The organism is Flavobacterium sp. GNP010, from assembly GCF_056428945.1.
This window is the reverse complement of sequence record NZ_JBWJVK010000016.1, coordinates 25,984-48,138: the sequence shown is the minus strand read 5'-3', so window position 1 is coordinate 48,138 and position 22,155 is coordinate 25,984. Positions and strand designations below refer to the sequence as shown.

Below are 22,155 nucleotides of genomic sequence, written 5' to 3'. Positions count from 1 at the left end.
TTTTAAAAAAATATAAATTTATGAGTACAAAATCAACAAAAGGAATTTGGAAAGTCATTTCCGCATCCTCAATGGGTACTATGATCGAATGGTATGACTTTTACATCTTTGGAAGTTTAGCCGTCGTAATTTCAACTAAATTTTTCCCTTCAGATAATCCTACAGCAGCCTTCTTATCAACCTTGGCAACATTCGCAGCAGGATTCGTAGTTCGTCCTTTCGGAGCCCTTTTCTTTGGTAGATTAGGCGATTTAATTGGAAGAAAATATACGTTTATGGTTACGCTTTTATTAATGGGTGGAGCAACTTTCCTTATAGGCTGTATACCGAGTTATGAAACTATTGGATTCATGGCGCCTTTATTAGTATTAATTCTTCGTTTATTACAAGGTCTTGCACTGGGTGGTGAATATGGTGGAGCCGCAACCTATGTGGCTGAGCATGCTCCTGTAGGTCAACGAGGATATTGGACTTCTTGGATTCAGACTACTGCAACGGTGGGTTTATTCATCTCTTTAATGGTAATTCTTGCTACAAGAAATATCTTAACACCAGAACAATTTGATGAATGGGGATGGAGAGTTCCGTTTTGGTTATCGATAGTTATGGTTGGAGTTTCATATTTGATTAGAAAAAACATGGATGAATCACCTGTTTTCGCCAAAGCTAAAAGCGAAGGAAAAACAAGTACAAATCCTTTGAAAGAAAGTTTTGGAAATCGTTACAATATGAAATTTGTATTATTGGCTTTATTTGGAGCTACAATGGGGCAAGGTGTTGTTTGGTATACTGGTCAGTTTTACGCAATGAATTTCATGAAAACAGTAATGTCCATTGACTCCTCTCAAGTGGATACCTTATTAGGAGTTGCTTTAATTCTTGGAACCCCATTTTTCGTGTTTTTTGGTTGGTTGAGTGATAAAGTAGGTAGAAAATACATTATGATGGGCGGAATGTTATTGGCCATTTTATTATACCGACCAATCTACAAACAAATGTACGAAACCACATCGGTGAAAAACAAAACCGAAATGGTCGAAAAAACTACGGTACTTGCTGAATTGAAAGAAAATAAAAAGCAAACCATGGATTCTATCTACACGACTAACAAAGGGTATTCAGATGGAACAACTTTAGTAGAAGTAAAAACGGTACCTTTAGAAAACGGTACAGCTAAAGTTGTAGATGGTAAACCTAAAACAGAAACTAAAACCACTATTAAAATTAACTCCAGTGACAATTGGGCTTTGATATTTTTAGTATTTGTACAAGTAATTTTTGTAACTATGGTTTATGGTCCTATTGCAGCGTTCTTAGTTGAAATGTTCCCGGTAAAAATTAGATACACATCAATGTCATTGCCATATCACGTAGGAAATGGGATTTTTGGAGGGTTACTTCCTGCTATTTCAACCTATTTTGTGACAAATGCAAAAGACTTAGGCCATCCGGAGTTTTACCTGGAAGGACTTTGGTATCCAATTGTTATCGCTGCAGTCAGTTTTGTAGTTGGAATGGTTTACATTAAAAATAAAGATAAAAACGCTCACGAATAAAAACACAGCTATGAATCAGATAAAAAGACTTTTAGGATTAGTTTGGATTGCATTAGCAGTTGCTACGGCCTATTATTGCATTGACATTTTTGGAGGAAAATTGACCTCCGGCAAACAGGAAGATTTAGTTTTCGGAATAATCATATTTTTCATACTGCTACCGCTTGTGGTTTTAGGACTCGGCACTTTTGGTTACTTCTCCTTAATGGGAGATTACGATGAAAAAGACAGTTAACCAAACCATTACCAAAATAGACAGTCTCTGCATGAATTTACAGAGGTTGTTTGTTTTTTTTAATTTAAGCCTTCGATTCTAAAACAGAATTATAACAAAAAGACGAATGCACATTCCGCTGCAAAACAAACTGCACCATCGTATGAAAAAGAGACATGAACAAAAGTTGGTTATCCTTTCAATGCTAATATTATTGGCTTTGAACGCGCCTCTCTTGCTGCTATTTGACAGTTCACAACCACTTTTTGGATTCCCAATAATCTATATTTATATCTTCTCGGCTTGGCTGTTTTCAATCGCCATATCGTACCTAATTATAAAAAGATATTATGAATAGCATTGGACTCTTATTAATATTGGTGCTTTATTTGTCGATTCTTTTTTACATTGCCTATTGGTCCGAAAAAAGAAACCATTCTAAATGGACAAATAATCCCTACATTTATTCCTTTTCATTAGCCGTATATTGTACAGCCTGGACCTATTACGGAAGTATTGGTGTTGCTGCAGAATCTGGTTTGGGTTATTTACCCATTTATTTAGGCCCCATATTAATTATCCCAACGTGGATGATCATTCTGAAAAAAATTATCCGAATTTCGAGAGTAAATAAAATTTCCAGCATTGCAGATTTTATTTCTTTACGATACGGAAACAGTAGATTTCTGGGAGCATTAGTTACCATAGTTTGTATTTCTGGAATTTTACCCTACATTTCCCTACAACTTAAATCGATATCAGATACCTTTCATATTGTTACAAAAACACAAGCAAGTTCAAATATTTTTACTGATACTACAACCTACGTATGTCTTGCTTTAGCCCTTTTTGCCTCCTATTACGGAACAAGATATGTAGACGCTTCCGAAAAAAGACGCGGAATAGTAACCGCCGTGGCTATGGAATCTATCCTGAAGTTAGTTTTCTTTTTGATCGTAGGTATTTATGTTACCTATTTTGTTTTTGACGGTTTTGATGATATTTATCAAAAAGCGGCTATCCTTAAAGATTTCGATAAAAAAAATACGATTGGCGGCATTACAAACGGAATCAACTGGTTTTTCCTTTGTATTCTATCCATGTTTGCTATTTTCCTTTTGCCAAGACAATTCCACACGGCGATTGTCGAGAACAATAAAGAAAGTCACATCCGAACAGCCATTTGGCTTTTTCCGTTGTACCTACTACTTTTCAACCTTTTTGTATTCCCAATAGCATGGGGCGGTAATATTCTTTTTGAAGGCAAAGACCATAATGCAGACACCTATTCACTGCTGATTCCTCAGTTATTTGACAATAATATATTGACAGTGATGGTCTTTCTAGGTGGATTTTCTGCAGCGATTTCAATGATTATCGTTTCGTCTATATCTCTAGCCACAATGTTAAGTAACAACTTATTGATTCCGTATGGCTTTATTGGCTCCTTAGAAAATTCGTCGCAAGAAAAAAATAGCAAACGCATCGTAAACAGTCGTAAAATTGGAATTTTTTCTCTAATTATTTTGGCCTATGCCATTTACAGATTATTTATTTTAGACTATTCACTGGTTTCAATAGGCTTAGTAGCATTTGTAGTCATTGCCCAATTAGCGCCCTCCTTTTTTGGCGCTATCTTTTGGCGAAGAGGCTCAAAAAATGGCGCTATCACAGGAATCATTCTCGGATTTGCTGTTTGTTTTTATACCTTACTAATTCCGTATGCAACCGGAATGACTAATTCAGTCAGTCTTTTTGTTACCGAAGGACCTTGGGGAATTTCCCTCTTAAAGCCTTTTCAACTTTTTGGGTTGGATTATTTAGAGCCTATTCCGCATGCTGTTTTTTGGAGCTTATTAATTAATATCATGAGTTATGCTGCAGTATCGGTGAGTTTCAAAGGAAATTACAGAGAACGTAATTATGCCGAAATGTTTGTGGATATTGACAAATACATTACCAATCACGAAAACGCTTTTGTGTGGAAAGGAACCGCTTACATCTCGGATATTCAAAAAGTGTTGCAGCGCTTTCTTGGCGAAGACCGAACAAAACGAGCGTTGACTATTTTCAATTTAAAATACAACATCGATAAAAATATTACGACTGCCGATGCCCGATTTATAAAGTTTGCCGAAAATTTATTAACAGGTCACATTGGTACGGCTTCCGCCAAAATATTAATATCGAGTGTGGTCAAAGAAGATAAAATCAGTTTGCCCGAAGTATTGCGAATTTTGGAGGAATCCAAAGAGAATATCATCATCAACAAAAAGTTGACTGACACTTCGAATGAATTAAAAAAAATATCCGAACAACTCAAAAATGCCAATCAGGAACTGGTCAACAAAGACATTCAAAAAGATGAATTTCTGGATACGGTTACCCATGAATTGAGAACACCAATAACCGCCATTCGTGCAGCGAGTGAAATCCTTCACGATGATGACGACATTCCGGAGGAGTTGAGAAAGCAGTTTTTGCAAAACATCATATCGGAGTCCGATCGTTTGAATCGTTTGATTGATAAAATTCTGGATTTAGAAAAATTTGAAACCGGAAAACAAAAGATTTATTTGTCTAAAAACAACATTACAAAAACCATTAAAAACACCTTAGAATCCTTAAATCAATTAATTAAAAACAAAAAAATTCGCATTGAATTTGATGATTCAAACAAGGTAATAAGAGCTTTTTACGATGAAGAACGCATTGTTCAGGTCATTCATAATTTGTTATCGAATGCTATAAAATTTTGTTCAGAAACAAATGGAAAAATAGCTATTTCGATACTTGAAAATGAAACCAATATAGAAGTCAAAATTCACAATAATGGTAAAATCATTAAAGAAGAAGATGCTGAAGCAATTTTTGATAAATTCTATCAATCCAGAAACCAGAATATAAAGAAACCAGTAGGGAGCGGATTAGGATTAGCCATTTGCAAACAAATTATAGAACACCATAAAGGAAGCATTTGGAGTGAAAACAATGTAACTGACGGAGCCACTTTCATCTTTACATTACCCAATTATAATACAACAGAAAACAGCTGAAAATGAAGAAAATTTTAATTGTAGATGACGAGCCAAATATTGTAATGGCTCTGGAATATACTTTCAAAAAGAACAATTTTGAAGTTTTTATAGCGCGCGACGGCCAAGAGGCTTTAGATATTTTGAAAGTACAACTTCCGGATGTGATTATTCTGGATGTTATGATGCCTATGGTTGATGGTTTTGCCACATTGGAACAAATAAAAAAAGACGAACGATTGCGGCACTGCAAAGTCATTTTCCTTTCGGCAAAAAACAAAGAAAAACACATTGAAAAAGGACTTGCATTAGGTGCAAATTTATATGTGGTAAAGCCTTTTTCAGTCAAAAAATTAGTAGAACAAGTACAGGATTTAATTCAATAAGAAACAAATTCAACACCATGAAATACGAGGAAATTTATACCCGAAGCATCGACCAACCAGAAGCATTTTGGGCAGCACAGGCCAATGAAATTGAATGGTATAGTAAACCGGAAACGATTTTGTCGAAAGATGAAAATGGATATCCACTTTGGTACAAAGATGGCGAATTGAATATTTGTTATCTCACATTAGACAAGCATATTCAAGATGGATATGGCGATCAAACCGCCTTTATTTATGATTCCCCAGTAACGCAAACTATAAAAAAATACACCTATTCAGAAGTAAAAACCGAAGTGGCAAAATTAGCCGGAGGCATGCAGTCACTGGGATTGAAAAAAGGAGACACGGCCATAATTTACATGCCAATGATTCCACAAACCGCCTTTGCCATGTTGGCTTGCGCGAGAATTGGAGTGATTCATTCAGTTGTTTTTGGAGGTTTTGCGCCTCATGAATTAGCCATCAGAATCGATGATTGCAAACCAAGAGCAATCATAACAGCATCATCTGGAATTGAGATTGATCGATTAATTGCTTACAAACCTTTGGTCGACGAGGCCATTGAACTTGCTTCACACCGACCGAAAAAAGTAATTGTTTTCAATAGAAAATTAGGCGCCCGAATTCCGTTTAAAAAGTACGATGTAGATTACGATGCCTTAGTTTATGGATCCGAAGAAACCCCTTGTGTTCCTGTGAATTCAAATCATCCGCTGTATATTTTATACACATCTGGCACTACGGGAAAACCGAAAGGAATTATAAGAGACACTGGTGGATATGCCGTAGCATTGAAATTTTCTATGAAATACATCTATAATGTCAAAGAAGATGAAACTTTCTGGGCAGCATCAGATATGGGTTGGGCAGTAGGTCACAGCTATATTCTTTACGGACCATTATTAAACCGAAATACAACCATAATTTTTGAAGGAAAACCCATAAAAACTCCCGATGCAAGTACGTTTTGGAGAATAATTTCGGAGCATAAAGTGAGCACCATGTTTACGGCTCCAACCGCCATCAGAGCCATCAAAAAAGAAGATCCCAACGGAGAATTCATCAAACAATATGATTTGAGCGTTCTTAAAAACCAATTTTTGGCGGGAGAACGCTGTGATAATGCCACATTAGAATGGTATCAAAAACACATTCCCATTCCTGTAATTGACCATTGGTGGCAAACAGAATCAGGCTGGCCAATGATTGCCAATTCTCTTGGTATTGAAAAAATGCCTGTGAAATCCGGTTCAGCAACAAAAGCAGTTTGTGGGTATGACATCCGGATTTTTAATGAAAACGGCGATGAATTAAAAGCCAATGAAGAAGGCTTGGTTGTTGTAAAACTGCCATTGCCTCCTGGAAATATGTTGGGCATTTGGGAAAACGAAGCACGTTTCAAAGCAGGTTATTTCAGCAAATTTGACGGTTATTATTTGTCTGGCGATGGAGGCTATAAAGATAAAGACGGATATATTTTCATCACCGGAAGAACGGATGACGTGATAAATGTAGCGGGACATCGATTGTCAACGGCTGAAATGGAAGAAGTCGTTGCTTCCCACCGTTCCGTTGCTGAATGTGCCGTTATTGGAATTCAAGATGAGTTGAAAGGACAAATTCCTTTGGCTTTGGTGGTAACCAAATCAGGAGATGAAATCGAACAGTATCAATTGGAACAAGAAATAATTAAACTGGTTCGACACCAAATTGGGGCAGTTGCTTCCTTGAGAAATGTAGTTATTGTACAACGATTACCAAAAACGCGCTCAGGAAAAATCCTCCGAAAACTGATGCGAAGCATTACCGATGGTGCCGAATTTCAGATTCCGTCCACCATTGATGACGAATCCATTGTCCACGAAATCGTTACCACATTAAAAAAGTATAAAATAGGCGTTTATCATATTTAATATTTACCAAAATCATGAGTTACTATAAAATTAATAATTTAGAAGAATACTTTAAACATTACAAAAAATCAGTTCGTGAACCCAAAAAATTCTGGGACAAAGTGGCGTCTGAAAATTTTACTTGGTACCAAGAGTGGGATAAAGTTGTAGACTTTAATATGGCTGAAGCCGATATAAAATGGTTTACGAATGCTAAAGTAAACATTGTAAAAAACTGTATCGACAGACATCTTGCCAAAAAAGGAGATAAAACAGCTATCATTTTTGAACCAAATGATCCAAATGAAGAAGCTTTACATATTTCGTATAATGAATTGTACGAACGTGTTTGCAAAATGGCAAATGTCTTAAAAGAACAAGGCATACAAAAAGGAGATCGTGTTTGTATTTACCTACCCATGATTCCTGAATTAGCAATTACCACTTTGGCGTGTGCCAGAATTGGAGCCATTCACTCGGTTGTTTTTGCAGGATTTTCCGCTTCGGCAGTAGCAGCAAGAATCAACGACAGCGAATGTAAAATGGTCATCACCTCAGATGGTGGCTATCGTGGGAACAAAACGATTGATTTAAAAAGTATTGTTGATGAAGCCTTATTGAATTGTCCTTGCGTTGAGAACGTATTAGTTGCTAAAAGAATCAACTCAACTATTGAGATGAAAGAAGGTCGTGACCAATGGTTGCAACCACTTCTAGACCAAGCTTCGGATAATAATGTGGCTGAAATCATGGATGCCGAAGATCCATTATTCATCCTTTACACTTCCGGTTCTACCGGAAAACCAAAAGGAATGGTACACACTACGGCGGGTTATATGGTGTATTCCGCGTATACGTTTAAGAATGTTTTTAATTATGAAGACAATGATATTTTTTGGTGTACCGCTGATATTGGTTGGATTACCGGACATTCCTATATTCTTTACGGACCGTTATTGAATGGAGCTACGACGGTAATTTTCGAAGGCGTTCCGTCTTATCCAGATTTCAGTCGTTTTTGGCAGACTATCGAAAAGCATAAGGTCACCCAATTTTACACGGCACCAACAGCCATTAGAGCTTTGGCAAAAGAAAGCATCGAATATGTGCAACGCTACCAATTGACTTCTTTGAAAGTAATTGGATCCGTGGGAGAACCCATCAATGAGGAAGCTTGGCACTGGTACAACAACCACGTAGGAGACAAGAAATGTCCTGTCGTGGATACATGGTGGCAAACGGAAACTGGAGGAATTATGATTTCGCCAATTGCTTTTGTAACGCCTACAAAACCTACGTATGCTTCTTTACCATTGCCGGGAATTCAGCCCGTTTTGATGGATGAGAAACGCAACGAAATTGAAGGAAATCAGGTTACCGGGAGTTTATGTATTAAATTCCCTTGGCCCGGAATTGCCAGAACCATTTGGGGCGATCATCAAAGATACAAGGACACCTATTTTTCTACCTTTCCAGGTAAATATTTCACTGGAGACGGCGCTTTACGTGACGAAGTTGGGTATTACAGAATCACGGGTCGCGTAGATGATGTGGTTATTGTTTCTGGACACAATCTTGGAACTGCACCTATCGAAGATGCCATCAATGAGCATCCTGCAGTTGCCGAAAGTGCTATTGTTGGCTTCACACATGACATCAAAGGAAATGCCTTGTATGGTTTTGTAATTCTAAAAGAAACCGGAGAATATCGCGATAGAGAAAACCTTAGTAAAGAAATTAATCAACATATATCTGATCATATTGGACCAATTGCAAAATTGGATAAAATTCAGTTTGTTTCCGGTTTACCAAAAACCCGTTCAGGAAAAATCATGCGCAGAATTTTGCGCAAAATTGCCGAAGGAGATTACTCTAATTTCGGAGATACTTCAACCTTATTGAATCCAGAAATTGTGGACGAAATCAAAGAAGGTAAAATTTAATTTTAGGTTTTAATTTGTTGTTGATAAACTGCTTCGTTTCTGGAGCAGTTTTTTTATACAAAAACGGCTGTCTTTTTAGGGACAGCCGTTTTTCACTAATTCAAAACATTCTTAATTTTTCAATAATTTTAATACCGTCATTTCATTATTTTCATCAAACGCTTTTACAATGTAAAGACCTTGATTCAAATCACTAACTGAAAATTCAGATCCTGCCGATTGATTAGTATCAAAACTTTTTACCAATTGTCCCGTGACAGAAAAAATCTGAACTTTAGCGGCCGTTTCGTTTAAGGTAAAATAATCAGATGCAGGATTTGGATATAAAGCAATTGTAGCTGCTTTTTCGTAATCAGCAATTGCTAATGAAGCAACTTTATTACCATAGATTCTAAATTCTCCTGCTGGTATTGACATCGTTGCATTGACATCGCTAACTACAAAAGAGGTGTTGTCCATTAAGTTATACCAAGTTCCCGGATAAGGAAAGCCAGTAGGTACATTTTGAGTTGTGACATTAAAATTGGCCAACACTAAAACATCCTTTAATTGAGTTGATGCCAGAGCATTATTCGCAATCTTAATATTAGGTAACAAAGTACTCGTATTGCTAATACTGGCTGTTCCTAAAAACACAGGTTCTGTAGTTTTCATAGTAATCATTTTAGACCAGTCGGTATAAATTTTATTCCTATTACTATCACCGAGCCAATTAGAAGTCCATTGCGGTTGAGGCTTAGTATCTAATTTACAATCACCCGCTATACCATCTGAAGAGGTATTCACTGATCCATTGTTACAAGAAAAAATTGATTTTTCCCATCCCAATTCGCCAAATTGCCAAATCATTTTAGGCCCAGGAACCAATAAAGAAACAGCACCTAGAGCAGACATTCTGGATAATGCCACAGACAATGTTTTCACATCGTGAGCAGAAGCGGAACTATTACCCGATTGTAGATTATTATACATTAAACGTTCCTCATCATGACTTTCTGCATATCCCATCAAGCGGTGTGCAGTAAAACCTCTACTAGACGCAACCATTCTTGAAATATTACCACCGTAGCCCTTTGTTAAATTGTTATAATCGTTGGTCAATATTCCCCACATCATAACTCCTTTGCTCGGCGTTTCATTCAATCTATAATTGGCCCATTGCTGTTCTTCATCATTAGTTCCTAAATGTTCAAAAATAGCATAGTGTGTTGGGTCTAAATTCCAAGAATAATCAGCATATTTTCGTAATACATCTACTCTATCCTGTTGTCTGCTACCCGTGCAATTCTCTTGACCACCAACTACATTAGAAGGACAATTTTGAGTAAACCCTTTGGTTAAATCCCAACGAAATCCGTCAATTTTATATTCTTCTACCCATTGTTTAATGACACGCTGCACATAATTTTGCGTTCTTGCCTGTTGATGATTAAAATCTTCACCTACACTATAGCTGTGCATTGCCGTTGTATTAAAATACGGATTTTCAGTAGATGGTGAACCCCAACCATCGCCATCAGAATCGTTCATCCACATTCTGACCATTGGATTTCTTCCAAAAGCATGATTCAGCGCCACATCAAGAATAACTGCAATTCCGTTTTGATGACACAAATCAATAAACTCTTTTAACTTATCAGAAGTACCATAGAATTTATCCAAAGCCATGTGAAAAGAAGTATTGTATCCCCAACTCTCATTGCCCTCAAATTCCATTACCGGCATTAATTCAATCGCGTTTATTTTCAAATTTTTGAAATAATCAATCTTATTAATTAAGTCTTGGTAGCTTCTGTTAGCATCAAAATCACGCACCAACAATTCGTATACCACTAAATTTTCTTTAGCTGGTTTCACAAAATTGGTTGTTGCCGCACTCCAAGCATAAGGAACTTTTCCTGTTTGTAAAACTGTAACTTCTCTTTCTTGTCCTACTGGATAAGCAGGCAAATTAGGATAACTTGCAGCCGGAATACCTCCATCATCAAAAGGAGATAACACTAAAGTAGAATAAGGATCTGCAGTTTTCACTAAAGAAGGCGTTCCTGCCATAGGCGATTGGTCTACCACCCAATACTGATACGTATATGTGGCAGGAGTAGCTAAACCAGTAAGTTCTAACCAAAATTTTGTCGAGGCAGGATCTTTTTTCATGGCGTATGCAGCTGTAGGTTGCCAATTATTGAAACTTCCGGCCACATAGACAAAATCTTTATATGGCGCATCTAAAACTAAAGTAGCTTTCGTAGCATCGGTAGTATTATAATTAATCCCATCTACTAAACCGGCCGGCAATGCTTCGTTAACAACATTTGGGTTTACAATGGCGCTGAATTTTTTTGTGATAACTGTAGTTCCTTGTGTAACCTGTAGCTCATAATTTTGATTTACAGTAATACTCGTATGATTATACGAGTAGCTTGAAGTAGCAGCATTTGTGTTTAAAGTTGTACCGTTAGCCCTGAGCACATAACTAGCAATTCCGCCTGTATTAGCAGCAGCAATACTCAAACTTCCGCCAGATGTCATTATGGTAGCGCTATTTTCTGCAGGAGCAGTCAAGGCTACTTGAAAACTACCTACTTCATGGATTATATCTTGAGATTTTTCATCACCCGTACCATCTTTGGCTTTGACTAAAAAACCTATTCGACCTATTCCGTTTCTGTTGTAAAAAGTATTAGGAGTAATAGTTTTGGTATACGTATCTGAGCCTGCGTTATACGTAAAGCGGTTCGCTTCATTAGATGCAGTCCATGCACCATTAGTAGGACAATCAAAAATATTTGCATCATTGATGTCAAAAGACCATGCCCACATATACAAAGCATTTCCAGATACTCCCCAAGCTAATTCATCTACACTACTACCGTTAATAGTAATTGTGATAGAAGTAGTTTCTTCAAAAGTAGGAGGATTAATGCTACTGGTAACTGTTTGTTGTTGAGCAAATGCAGCGATAGAAATCCAAAATACTATAAAAAGTATTGTTTTTTTCATAGTTTATATTTGTTAGAATAAGAAAAATAAAAAAAAGGGCTATCAAGGAGATAGCCCTTTAAAGATCTTAAAATTAATTTAAGGTAATTGTCTTAGCAGTACCGTCTATTTTCAAGACTCTTAGACCTGTAGACCCTGTATATCTGAAATTTTTATCTCCATCATTTGCATTAACTAATTCAGGAGTAATCGTATACCCAGCATTTACATAAAACGGATAGTTTCGACTAGCATCCCAGTTGCCATTGCTTGTAAAATTGTTTCCTAAAAATATTCTAAAAGATTCTCCTCCATTCAAATTAATTGAAACTTGATAAACATTTGAGGATCCTGGCACTAAAGGAAATTCAGTTTCTGCATCATTTTCCCAAGTCCAACCGCCAGGTGTAGCAGCACCCACAAGCCACAAAGAGCTTGCAAGAGGAACACGGTAAGGAGTTGCTTTGATTTTCACCGAATTAGAAAACTGTTCAACACCACTTACAGCTCCAACAGAAGATTTTATGCGAATATCCACTTCACTTTCCACTTTGTCTTTAAATCCACCATTTATTAATGCTGAATTTAATTCAGCAACAGTGATACTTTTAAAACGGTTTGTAGTTGTTGTTACGACTGAAGGCGAAGCGAATTTAGTTCCAGCTTTTGCAATCTCAATAGTATAATTTACTACGGTATTCGTTCCTAAATAACTTGCATCTTTCCAAACCATGGTAGTTGCAACTTCCTTTTCAGTTAGTTTAGTTAACACGATATTGAAATTATTCGTGGGAGTTAATAGTTCAGGTGCAGCACTTGCAACTACCGCTTCTCTATCTGATATTTCATCAGTACAAGATAGTGTAATGACGCTTAAAAAAGCAATTAATAATTTAGATATATTTTTCATACTGTTTGTATTTATAATTGTTTGATAGTATAATTCAATCCATTAAAATCAGCCGTGATATAATAATTTCCTGCAATCTTTACAGCAATGTTAGCACCACCTGATTCTAACGACAAATTGTTATCGTTATCACCATAGTTATTTCCCCAATCACGATTTAATCTGAATTTAAATTCACCTGCATTCATTTTTACAGTTATAGAATACTTTTGAGTCGTAGGATTATAGTCCATAAGTGTATCTGCACCCCATCCTGTTGGAGTTGCGTCTCCAATAATTCCCCACGCATTAGTGAGGCGAGTTATTGTGTACGTCTTAGTAGTAAAGTTAGCCGTGATGGTGTAATCTCCTGCCGTTACGGCAATGTTACTTCCCCCAGCGTCAAGTGATAGGTTATTTCCATCATCACCAAAGTTAGTAGCCCAACTGTTATCTAATCTAAACTTTAATTCACCTGTAGTTAAACCTAGAGAGATTGAATAAGTACCTGTTGTAGCATTGTACGTCATATCTGTACTTGCATCCCAGCCTTTTGGCGTCGCACTACCTATGATTCCCCAATTTGGTTGATAAGGAGTTACCTTTAGTGTGAAAACATTAGAAATTCCAGCTGATGATTTAATACGAACATCAATAGCATTTTCTACAAGTGAAGGTAGTCCTAATGTTTTTGCTACAGCATCAAGACTCCCTACTGTTACATCCTTAAACAAACTGGTTGTAGGTGTTCCTAATGCTACTGGTGCAGCAAAATTTGTACCTGCCTTAGCTGCTTCAATAGTATAGCTTACAGGTGTACCCGCAGTACCATTTGACATATCATTCCATACAAAAGTTGTAGCTATGTCATTTAATTTAGCACCATCTAATACTAGATTAAAACTAGAATTAGGAGTCAATAGGACAATCCCAGATGCTTTCTCAGCTGCAATTTTAGTTTCAACATCTTCCGAACATGATAAGGTAAGGAAGCTGATGAAAGCAATTAATAATTTGATCGTGTTTTTCATCTTTATAAATTTTAGATTAGTCTAATATCCGTTATTTTGAGTCAGATTTGGATTTGCCGCGATTGAAGCAGAAGGAAGTGGAAAAACATTTAAATTAGTTCCAAAAGAAGTTCCATTAGCAACATTTCCTTTCCAAGCCCAATTATAGCTACCACCACCATACTTATTAAAACGAATTAAATCTTGTCTTCTATGTCCTTCCCAGTGCAATTCTCTCGCTCTTTCATCTATGATGAAATCTAAATTCACTTGGCTTTGAATAACATTAGCAGCAGTTGAACCATTGTTAGCTCTCTGTCTTAATGCATTAATATAGGTCAACGATTGTGCTGATGCTGTATTTGCAGTATTAGAGTTTGTAGCACCATCTTTTCTCATTTGTGCTTCAGCATACATCAAATACGCATCTGCTAACCTGAATAAAGGGAAATCAGTATCAACAAATGTTGAGCTTAAACCAGCAACACCTGCGCTTGTTTTATTGGAAAACTTATGTAAAATATAACCTTGCCCCGCATTTGTAGGCTCAGCAATATCAATTGGTCTTGAACCTGCAGTGTATGTTTTTCTCACATCTGTTGCAAATTGAGATCCATCAAACTTTTCTACTAATTGTTTTCTAATTCTCAAAGCACCTCCAAAACCACCAACACCAAACTCAGCACCATTGCCTTCAAGTGATCCTACTTGACCGTTGATAATGATCGTAGAAGCACCATAGTTTTGTGTTCTGACACCATCCGATTGCAAAGTAAAAATCATCTCAGACGAAGTATGGTTATCTGCCTTGAAGTTGTCTAAATAATTAGTTTTTAAAACATAACCCCCAGCAATTACATCAGCACACTTAGCCATACATTCCGTATACTTTGGCGTTCCAATATACACTTGAGCATTTAGATACATTTTAGCTAAGATCATTTGAGCCATCGCTTTATCTAATCTACCGTACTCGTTTGTTCTTGCCGCTTTCAAGTTCGGAATAACTTCATTTAATTCTTTTTCAATAAAAGTAAACAGTTGTTGTCTATCGTATTGAGGTCCTTTAAAATCTAAAGGATCATTTTCAGTTACAAAAGGTGCTTTTCCAAACAAGTCCATCATATTGTAATACGCAAAAGCTCTCAAGACACGTACTTCATTTCTGTAAAAATTGATTTCAGCAACATCAGCAGGAGCAGTAATCCCTCTAGAATTTAGTAAGGCAGGCGTAGATTGTCTTAAAAAATCATTGGCAATCGCAACCTCAGCCATAGTTCTACTAAACATTCCTAGTAAAATAGGATTAGCAGCAGTCCAAGTATTACGTTGCAATTCAGCTACACCTCCATCATTTTCATACGTCCAGATTACCTCATCAGTAGTCAAATCTTGTAAGTACCACATACACCTTCCAAATTGGCTTGTTCCAGCATCTATTCCTTGTAAAAACGAAGAACCTGCATCACCTGTTCCTGTTAAACTAAGATTTCCATATACTCCAGCAAGTGCTTGTTTGTATCCTTTTGGCGTAGCAAATAATTCTTCAGGAGAAAGAACACGTGGGTCCTCAGAAACTACATCTAAATCACTAGTACACGATTGCAATGCCGCGAATGCGAATAGAACGTAAATAAATTTTATTTTTTTCATGATCTGTTTATTAAAATTTAACATTAACCCCACCTAATATTGAACGTTGTCTAGGGTATATGGTATTATCAACTCCGTTATTAGCAACCTCAGGATCCAATCCAGAATAATCTGTAATTACAAATACATTTTGCATTCCAGCAAATAATCGTAAAGAAGCTTTCCCTTCCAACCATTTTGGGAATGTATATCCTAATGTGATGTTATCCATTCTTAAAAATGATGCGTTTTCTACATACAAATCAGATAAAACTACGTTTGATGTTGTCGTAAAATCAGTATCTAAAACAGATGTTGGAATGTTTCCTAATTGAGAATCGGGTACTAATTGTCTGTACTGTGCTCTTGCAGCATTAACTGCATTAAATACACGATTCCCAACACTAGCTCTTAAATTAAAAGAGAAATCAAGATTCTTGTAATTTAAGGTAGATGCAAAACCAAAAACTGCTTTTGGATCTGGATTTTTATAAATATACTTATCATTTGCATTGATTATACCATCAGCATTTGAATCTTCGTAGGCACCTTCAACCGGTTTACCGCTAGCATCATATAGTTGCTTATGTACTAAGAATGAGTAAGGCGCAAAACCTACTTGAAACACTTGACCTTGTGTCCCTGTCCCCGCCAAATTATCTCCTAAGAAAATAGAAGAAGGATTTAAACTAGTGATCTTTCTTTCAAAAGCAGTCGCATTGAAATTTAAATTCCAAGTTACATCATCTGTTCTTACTACGTCTGTACTTATAGAAAGCTCTACACCCTTTGTTGTCAAATTTCCTATATTTTGCCATGATCTATTCGAAAAGTTACCTCCGTCTGCTGTGGCAACATCTGCTAACAAATCTTTAGAATCCTTGTAAAAAACTTCTAAACTACCCGTTACTCTATTGTTGTACAATCCAAAATCTAAACCTGCATTATATGTAGTTGTTTCCTCCCACTTTATATCTGAACTTTGTCTTGCCGAAACCGCAATAGGCAAAGCAACTGTGCCAAAATAATACTGAGAGCTACCACTTCCTAGATTGTATTGTTGCAAAAAATCATTATTATTACCTATTTCCTGTTGTCCAGTAATACCGTACCCTACTCTAAGTTTCAAGTCAGATACTGTAGTGCTGTTTGACAGTAAATCTTCTTTAATTTTCCAAGCAAATGCAGCAGCTGGAAAATTTGCCCATTTATTGTTTTTATCAAAACGAGAAGAACCGTCTCTTCTAAATGATACTGTTAATAGATATTTATCATCAAAATTCAAGTTAGATCTCCCAAAGAAACCAACATTTACTCTGTCAAAATCAATCGTAGTTCTAGGGAAACCACCTTCAGACGCTGGTTGTAAATTTGCATCATTTGTATTTCCTGTAACATAATTATATGAATCCCATTTTTGATATGAATATCCTGCTGTAGCATCAAAAACAAGTTTATCAAATGTTTTGTTGTACACTAAATAAGCATCCAGCAACTTGTTTTTTCTTTCGCTTTTTGAAAATTCATTTGTTCCAAAAGGAACATTGTTATTTGCACCTGAGCTAGCAGCAAATCTAGAAGCTGTTTTTGATCTTTCTCCATTGGCTTGATCAAAACCAGCATTCACAACCGCTCTCACAGCAGGAAAGAAATGAAGTTTATAGTCTAATTCAAAGTTACCAAAAAACCTATTATTAATTCCTTTATCAAAAGTTTGCAATAATTGAGCTACTGGATTACGTGGTGATTGAGCAGACAATTCGCCGTTGCTACGGTTATAGTATTCAAAGAATCCTCCATAAACAGATCCAGCACTATAAATAGGTTGTGTAGGATCGAATCTAATAGCTGCACCTTCTACTCCATCTGCAAATCTATTTTTCTCGTTCGAGTAATTAGCATTTAGCTTAATTTTCAAATGATCTTTAAGAAAAGATGGATTTAATGCTAAACCAACTGTACTTCTATTGAACGTATTTGTTAATCGCAATCCTTCTTGATACGTATTTCCTATTGTTAAACGAGTTGGAATCGCATTAAATAAATTTCCTCTCAAAGAAATATTGTTGTCAACAAAATCTGTTTTTCTATAAATTGCTTTTTGCCAATCAGTGTTAGCGGTACCTAATTTTGATACATCTGCAGGACGTTTTTCTGCAATAATTGCTCGGAAAGCCGCAGCATCAAATACATCTGTGGTCTTAACTAGTTCTCCACTTCCGTATTGAAAGTTATAATCTACTGCAAGTGTTTTTCCTCCCTTTTTTGTAGTGATGATAATCACACCATTAGACGCACGCGAACCGTAAATTGCGGTAGCAGAGGCATCTTTTAATACTGTCATCGACTCAATAGTACTTGGGTTTAACGATGCTAAAATAGAAGTAGAACCAAAGTTTTTATCTGAGTTATTTTCAATAGGCAAACCATCTATTACAATTAATGGATCATTACTCGCAAATAAAGAGGAACCTCCACGAATTCTAATTTGAGAACCAGAACCTGGAGCACCACTAGTATTAATGGTCACACCGGCAACTCTACCATTTAATAAGTTTTCAACTGTAACGTTGGCTCCTTTATTAAAATCTTTGGTTCCTAAAACGGTCACTGCTCCTGTGGCATCCTTTTTCTTAACGGTACCATATCCTACTTGAACAACAACTTCTTTTAACTGATTTGCATCTTCTTCTAATAAAACATTTAGTGATTTTTGACCAGTATAGCCTACAATACTATTTTTATATCCTATGTAAGAAAATAATATTTTATCACCACTTTTGACGTTTGTCAACTGATATGTACCATCAAAACCGGTTGAGACACCATTAGAAGATCCTTGTACATTTACATTTACCCCCGGAAGTGGCTGTCCTGATACTTTATCAACAACAGAACCAGTAACTGTGCTCTGAGCCAAGACACTAAAAGGGAGTAATAGTACTAAAATCAACAACTTTTTGTAAATTGTTTTCATACTTTTTGTTTAATTTAATTTAATTTTTTGGTTTAGTTTTAAGTTTAACTAGTACTTCGAATGTTAAATTTATGTAAATTTTAGCATACCCCAACAACACCACTATTTATTTGAGTTACGAAAACGTAATAGTGTTGAAAACTTTCTGATTTACATAATTTTTTATCACTTTAATTACCATTTCTAAAATTAAATTTTATCTTTATTACGAAATAAATTTATTCCCCAAAAACAACATGAAAAGGAAAATAACGCTTAAACAAATTGCAAAAGAATTAGACGTTTCCATTTCTACCGTTTCAAAATCATTGCGAAACAGCCTTGAAATAGGTGAAGAAACAAGACTCAAAGTGCAGGCTTTTGCCAAATTCTATAATTACAAACCCAACAACATTGCACTGAGCTTAAAAAATCGAAAAACTAAAGCTATTGGAATCATTATCCCTGAAATTGTGCACCACTTTTTCTCCACGGTCATCAATGGAATTGAACAAGTTGCCAATGAACACGGCTACAGTGTCATCATTTGTTTATCTGATGATTCCTTTGATAAAGAAGTTCTTAATATGGAAATGCTCGCGAATGGAAGTATCGATGGTTTTATCATGTCACTTTCTAAGGAAACCCAATTTAGAGGGGATTTTCACCATATTACCGAAGTGATCAATCAAGGAATGCCCGTAGTCATGTTTGACCGTGTGACCAATGATATTCTTTGTGATAAAGTCATTATCGATGACAAACACGCTGCTTATGAAGCCGTACAAAGCTTAATTAATAAAGGAAGAAAAAAAATTGCCTTAGTTACCACAGTTGATTACGTATCTGTAGGGAAACTGAGAACTGATGGCTATATCAAAGCACTTCTAGACAACGGAATTCCATTTAATGAGAATCTAATCATCAAAATTGAAGACATTGATACCTGCGAAATCACCATTGGAAAATTATTAGAAGACAAGGCCATTGATGCCGTTTTTGCAGTTAACGAACTTTTTGCGGTTACCATCATCAAAACTGCTAATAAAATTGGACTCAATGTCCCTAAAGATCTTGCTGTTATCGCATTTACGGATGGTATAATTTCAAAATATTCTACACCTACTATAACGACTGTAAGTCAGAGCGGTATAAAAATGGGAAATAAAGCAGCCAAAATGCTAATCGAAAGACTAGAATCTGAGGAAGATGAAGAGGACGAAAACTACAAAACAGAGGTAATTGAAACCCATTTGATAGAAAGAGAATCAACTAATTAACCCTTAAATGTTAATTTATTTGCAACTACAACCTTGTAGTTGCAAAAGATCAATATAATTTGTTTCTCAAAAACAAAAGTTTAAAATATATTTTTATATTTACCACTCAAAGCTTTAACTTTTACTTCGAAAATAAGGTAAGTTTTGATAAGCATAGCGCTTATCGTATTAATTTTTTTAAATTACGATAATGGAAAAGCGTAAGTTAAGTTTCTGGCAAATCTGGAACATGAGTTTTGGATTTCTAGGAATACAATTTGGTTTTGCACTGCAAAATGCAAACACTTCAAGAATTTTTGAAACCTTGGGTGCAAAAGTTGACGAAATCCCTATTTTATGGATTGCTGCCCCAGTAACAGGTTTAATAATCCAGCCGATAATTGGTTATTTTAGTGATCGAACATGGACTAAATTAGGTCGTCGCAGACCTTATTTCTTGGTTGGCGCTATTTTATCTTCAATTGCATTATTTATTATGCCGAATTCTGCTTCATTGTGGATTGCCGCTGGAACCTTGTGGATGATGGATGCGTCTATCAACATTTCAATGGAACCTTTCCGTGCCTTTGTGGGAGACAATTTACCTGAAAAACAGCGCACGTTAGGTTTTGCCATGCAAAGTTTTTTCATTGGTTTGGGTGCTGTAGTTGGTTCCTTATTACCGTATATTTTCACCAATGTTTTTGGGGTAAGCAATACTGCAGCTGAAGGAATTATCCCTGACTCTGTAAAATGGTCTTTCTATATAGGAGGCGTAGTTTTTCTTTTGGCTGTACTGTGGACTGTTTTCAAATCTACAGAATACACGCCAGCAGAATTAGAAGCTTTTGAACAGTCAGAGAAAGATATTGCAATGCAAGCGCCAACAGAAACCGAATCTGAAGCTAAGTCGAATATCAAAAGACAATTTAATTTAGGTCTCATCATGACCGTGCTAGGAAGTGTTGTTTCTTACCTGATTTATGAAAATAACCTTACCAAAGAACTTTATATTCTATTTTTAGGTCTTATTGTCATTGGAATTTTATTTATGGTCACCGCTAGACTAAGAATAATTCAAATTAAAAATGGCTTTACCATTATTATGACCGATTTATTGAATATGCCAACAACAATGAAAAAATTAGCTTGGGTTCAATTCTTTTCTTGGTTTGCCCTTTTCTCCATGTGGATTTACACAACGCAAGCCGTAACCCAACATATTTTTGGGACAACAGATACGACTTCAAAAGTATATAATGATGCTGCAGATTGGGTATCAGTTTTGTTTACAGTATATAACGGAGTTGCTGCTGCAGTGGCTTTCTTGTTGCCCGTAATAGCAAAAAAAGTTGGTGTCCGTTACACACATTTATTAGCTCTTTGCTCAGGCGGCGTTGGCTTACTGTCTATCTATTTCATCGGAGACAAGTATTTATTATTGATTCCAATGCTCGGAGTTGGTATTGCTTGGGCCAGTATTTTATCGATGCCCTATGCCATGTTATCTGGCGCTTTACCGGCCTCAAAAATGGGATATTACATGGGCGTTTTTAATTTTTTTGTGGTTATTCCTCAAATTGTTGCCGCAACAATCCTAGGTTTTATCGTTAAACAATTTTTTCAAAACGAACCTATTTACGCAGTACTAATTGGTGGAGTATCGATGATATTTGCCGGTTTACTTACCCTTAGAGTAAACAACAGAACAAAAATTGAAATTCATGAATAATAAAAAAGCATTTATATTCGACCTAGACGGAGTGATTGTAGATACGGCTAAATACCATTATTTAGCGTGGCAAAAGATCGCGAATGAATTGAATATCGAATTTACACACGAATATAATGAATTATTAAAAGGAGTTAGCCGTGTTCGCTCTTTAGACATCATATTAGAATTAGGAAAAGTAACCGCTTCGCAAGAAGATAAAGACAAATGGCTCTTTCAAAAAAATGAAGACTATTTATCGTATTTAGTTGATATGGATGAAAGTGAAATTCTGCCAGGAGTTTTTACAATTTTACAATTTCTGAAAGAAAATAACCAACCCATTGCACTAGGTTCAGCTAGCAAGAATGCCCGACCTATTTTAGAAAAAACAGGTTTGCTATCGTATTTTGATGCAGTTGTAGATGGAAATGACGTGACCAATGCCAAACCAGATCCGGAAGTTTTCCTAATGGCTTCAAAATTGCTAAACATTACTCCTGAAAATTCGATCGTTTTTGAAGATTCAGTAGCGGGAGTTCAGGCTGCCAATATTGGGAATATGACCAGCATCGGAATTGGAGAAGCATCTACGTTGCATGAAGCAAAATATATCTTTAAAGATTTTACCGCAATTGATACGCACTTCATAGAAGAATTGATTAAAGAATAAAAAACAAGATTCAAAAA

General features: G+C 36.1%; 14 protein-coding genes. 9 read left to right on the top strand and 5 right to left on the bottom strand.

The genetic code is table 11. From position 1 onward, the window contains the following. Positions 1–20: 20 nt before the first annotated feature. From AC061C_RS08630 to acs, 6 genes are all read left to right on the top strand, one after another. Positions 21–1,556: an MFS transporter gene (locus AC061C_RS08630; protein ID WP_478290830.1), complete on the top strand. Its 1,536-nt coding sequence runs from the start codon at positions 21–23 to the stop codon at positions 1,554–1,556. A 10-nt stretch (positions 1,557–1,566) separates the two neighbouring features. Continuing rightward, positions 1,567–1,791, top strand: a complete 225-nt coding sequence (locus AC061C_RS08625) for a DUF6814 family protein (RefSeq protein ID WP_309758767.1) — start codon at positions 1,567–1,569, stop codon at positions 1,789–1,791. A gap of 329 nt (positions 1,792–2,120) precedes the next feature. After that, a complete protein-coding gene (locus AC061C_RS08620; RefSeq protein ID WP_478290829.1) occupies positions 2,121–4,826 on the top strand; it encodes an ATP-binding protein in 2,706 nt (901 codons plus the stop codon). Between the two features lie 2 nt (positions 4,827–4,828). Beyond that, positions 4,829–5,191, top strand: coding sequence for a response regulator transcription factor (locus tag AC061C_RS08615; protein ID WP_309758763.1), 363 nt, complete (start codon positions 4,829–4,831; stop codon positions 5,189–5,191). 17 nt (positions 5,192–5,208) lie between these two features. Next, the gene (locus tag AC061C_RS08610) at positions 5,209–7,107 is read left to right on the top strand and encodes an acetate--CoA ligase (protein ID WP_478290828.1); all 1,899 of its coding nucleotides are present in this window, start codon (positions 5,209–5,211) and stop codon (positions 7,105–7,107) included. Positions 7,108–7,121: 14 nt separating this feature from the next. Then, positions 7,122–9,029: an acetate--CoA ligase gene (gene acs / locus AC061C_RS08605; RefSeq protein WP_478290827.1), complete on the top strand. Its 1,908-nt coding sequence runs from the start codon at positions 7,122–7,124 to the stop codon at positions 9,027–9,029. A gap of 111 nt (positions 9,030–9,140) precedes the next feature. Here the strand turns inward: acs and AC061C_RS08600 are convergent, their stop codons facing one another. The 5 genes from AC061C_RS08600 to AC061C_RS08580 form a co-directional block, all read right to left on the bottom strand. Beyond that, positions 9,141–12,029, bottom strand: a complete 2,889-nt coding sequence (locus AC061C_RS08600) for an alpha-amylase family glycosyl hydrolase (protein ID WP_478290826.1) — start codon at positions 12,027–12,029, stop codon at positions 9,141–9,143. Between the two features lie 73 nt (positions 12,030–12,102). Continuing rightward, positions 12,103–12,918, bottom strand: a complete 816-nt coding sequence (locus tag AC061C_RS08595) for a SusE domain-containing protein (RefSeq protein ID WP_478290825.1) — start codon at positions 12,916–12,918, stop codon at positions 12,103–12,105. An 11-nt stretch (positions 12,919–12,929) separates the two neighbouring features. Beyond that, entirely contained in the window at positions 12,930–13,928 is a 999-nt protein-coding gene (locus AC061C_RS08590; protein WP_478290824.1) for a SusE domain-containing protein, read from the bottom strand. 21 nt (positions 13,929–13,949) lie between these two features. Beyond that, complete coding sequence (locus AC061C_RS08585; RefSeq protein WP_478290823.1) at positions 13,950–15,560, bottom strand: RagB/SusD family nutrient uptake outer membrane protein; 1,611 nt, start codon at positions 15,558–15,560, stop codon at positions 13,950–13,952. 10 nt (positions 15,561–15,570) lie between these two features. After that, positions 15,571–18,516: a SusC/RagA family TonB-linked outer membrane protein gene (locus tag AC061C_RS08580; protein WP_478290822.1), complete on the bottom strand. Its 2,946-nt coding sequence runs from the start codon at positions 18,514–18,516 to the stop codon at positions 15,571–15,573. 236 nt (positions 18,517–18,752) lie between these two features. On the opposite strand from AC061C_RS08580, the gene AC061C_RS08575 reads away from it, so the two are divergent. The 3 genes from AC061C_RS08575 to pgmB all read left to right on the top strand — a co-directional run bounded on the left by AC061C_RS08575 (position 18,753) and on the right by pgmB (position 22,138). Beyond that, positions 18,753–19,775 carry a LacI family DNA-binding transcriptional regulator gene (locus tag AC061C_RS08575; protein ID WP_309760261.1) on the top strand — a complete coding sequence of 341 codons (1,023 nt, stop codon included), beginning with the start codon at positions 18,753–18,755 and terminating at the stop codon, positions 19,773–19,775. 190 nt (positions 19,776–19,965) lie between these two features. Further along, complete coding sequence (locus tag AC061C_RS08570) at positions 19,966–21,486, top strand: MFS transporter (RefSeq protein WP_478290821.1); 1,521 nt, start codon at positions 19,966–19,968, stop codon at positions 21,484–21,486. Further along, a complete protein-coding gene (pgmB, locus tag AC061C_RS08565; RefSeq protein WP_478290820.1) occupies positions 21,479–22,138 on the top strand; it encodes a beta-phosphoglucomutase in 660 nt (219 codons plus the stop codon). The genes AC061C_RS08570 and pgmB overlap by 8 nt, the downstream gene beginning before the upstream one ends. Positions 22,139–22,155 lie beyond the last annotated feature (17 nt).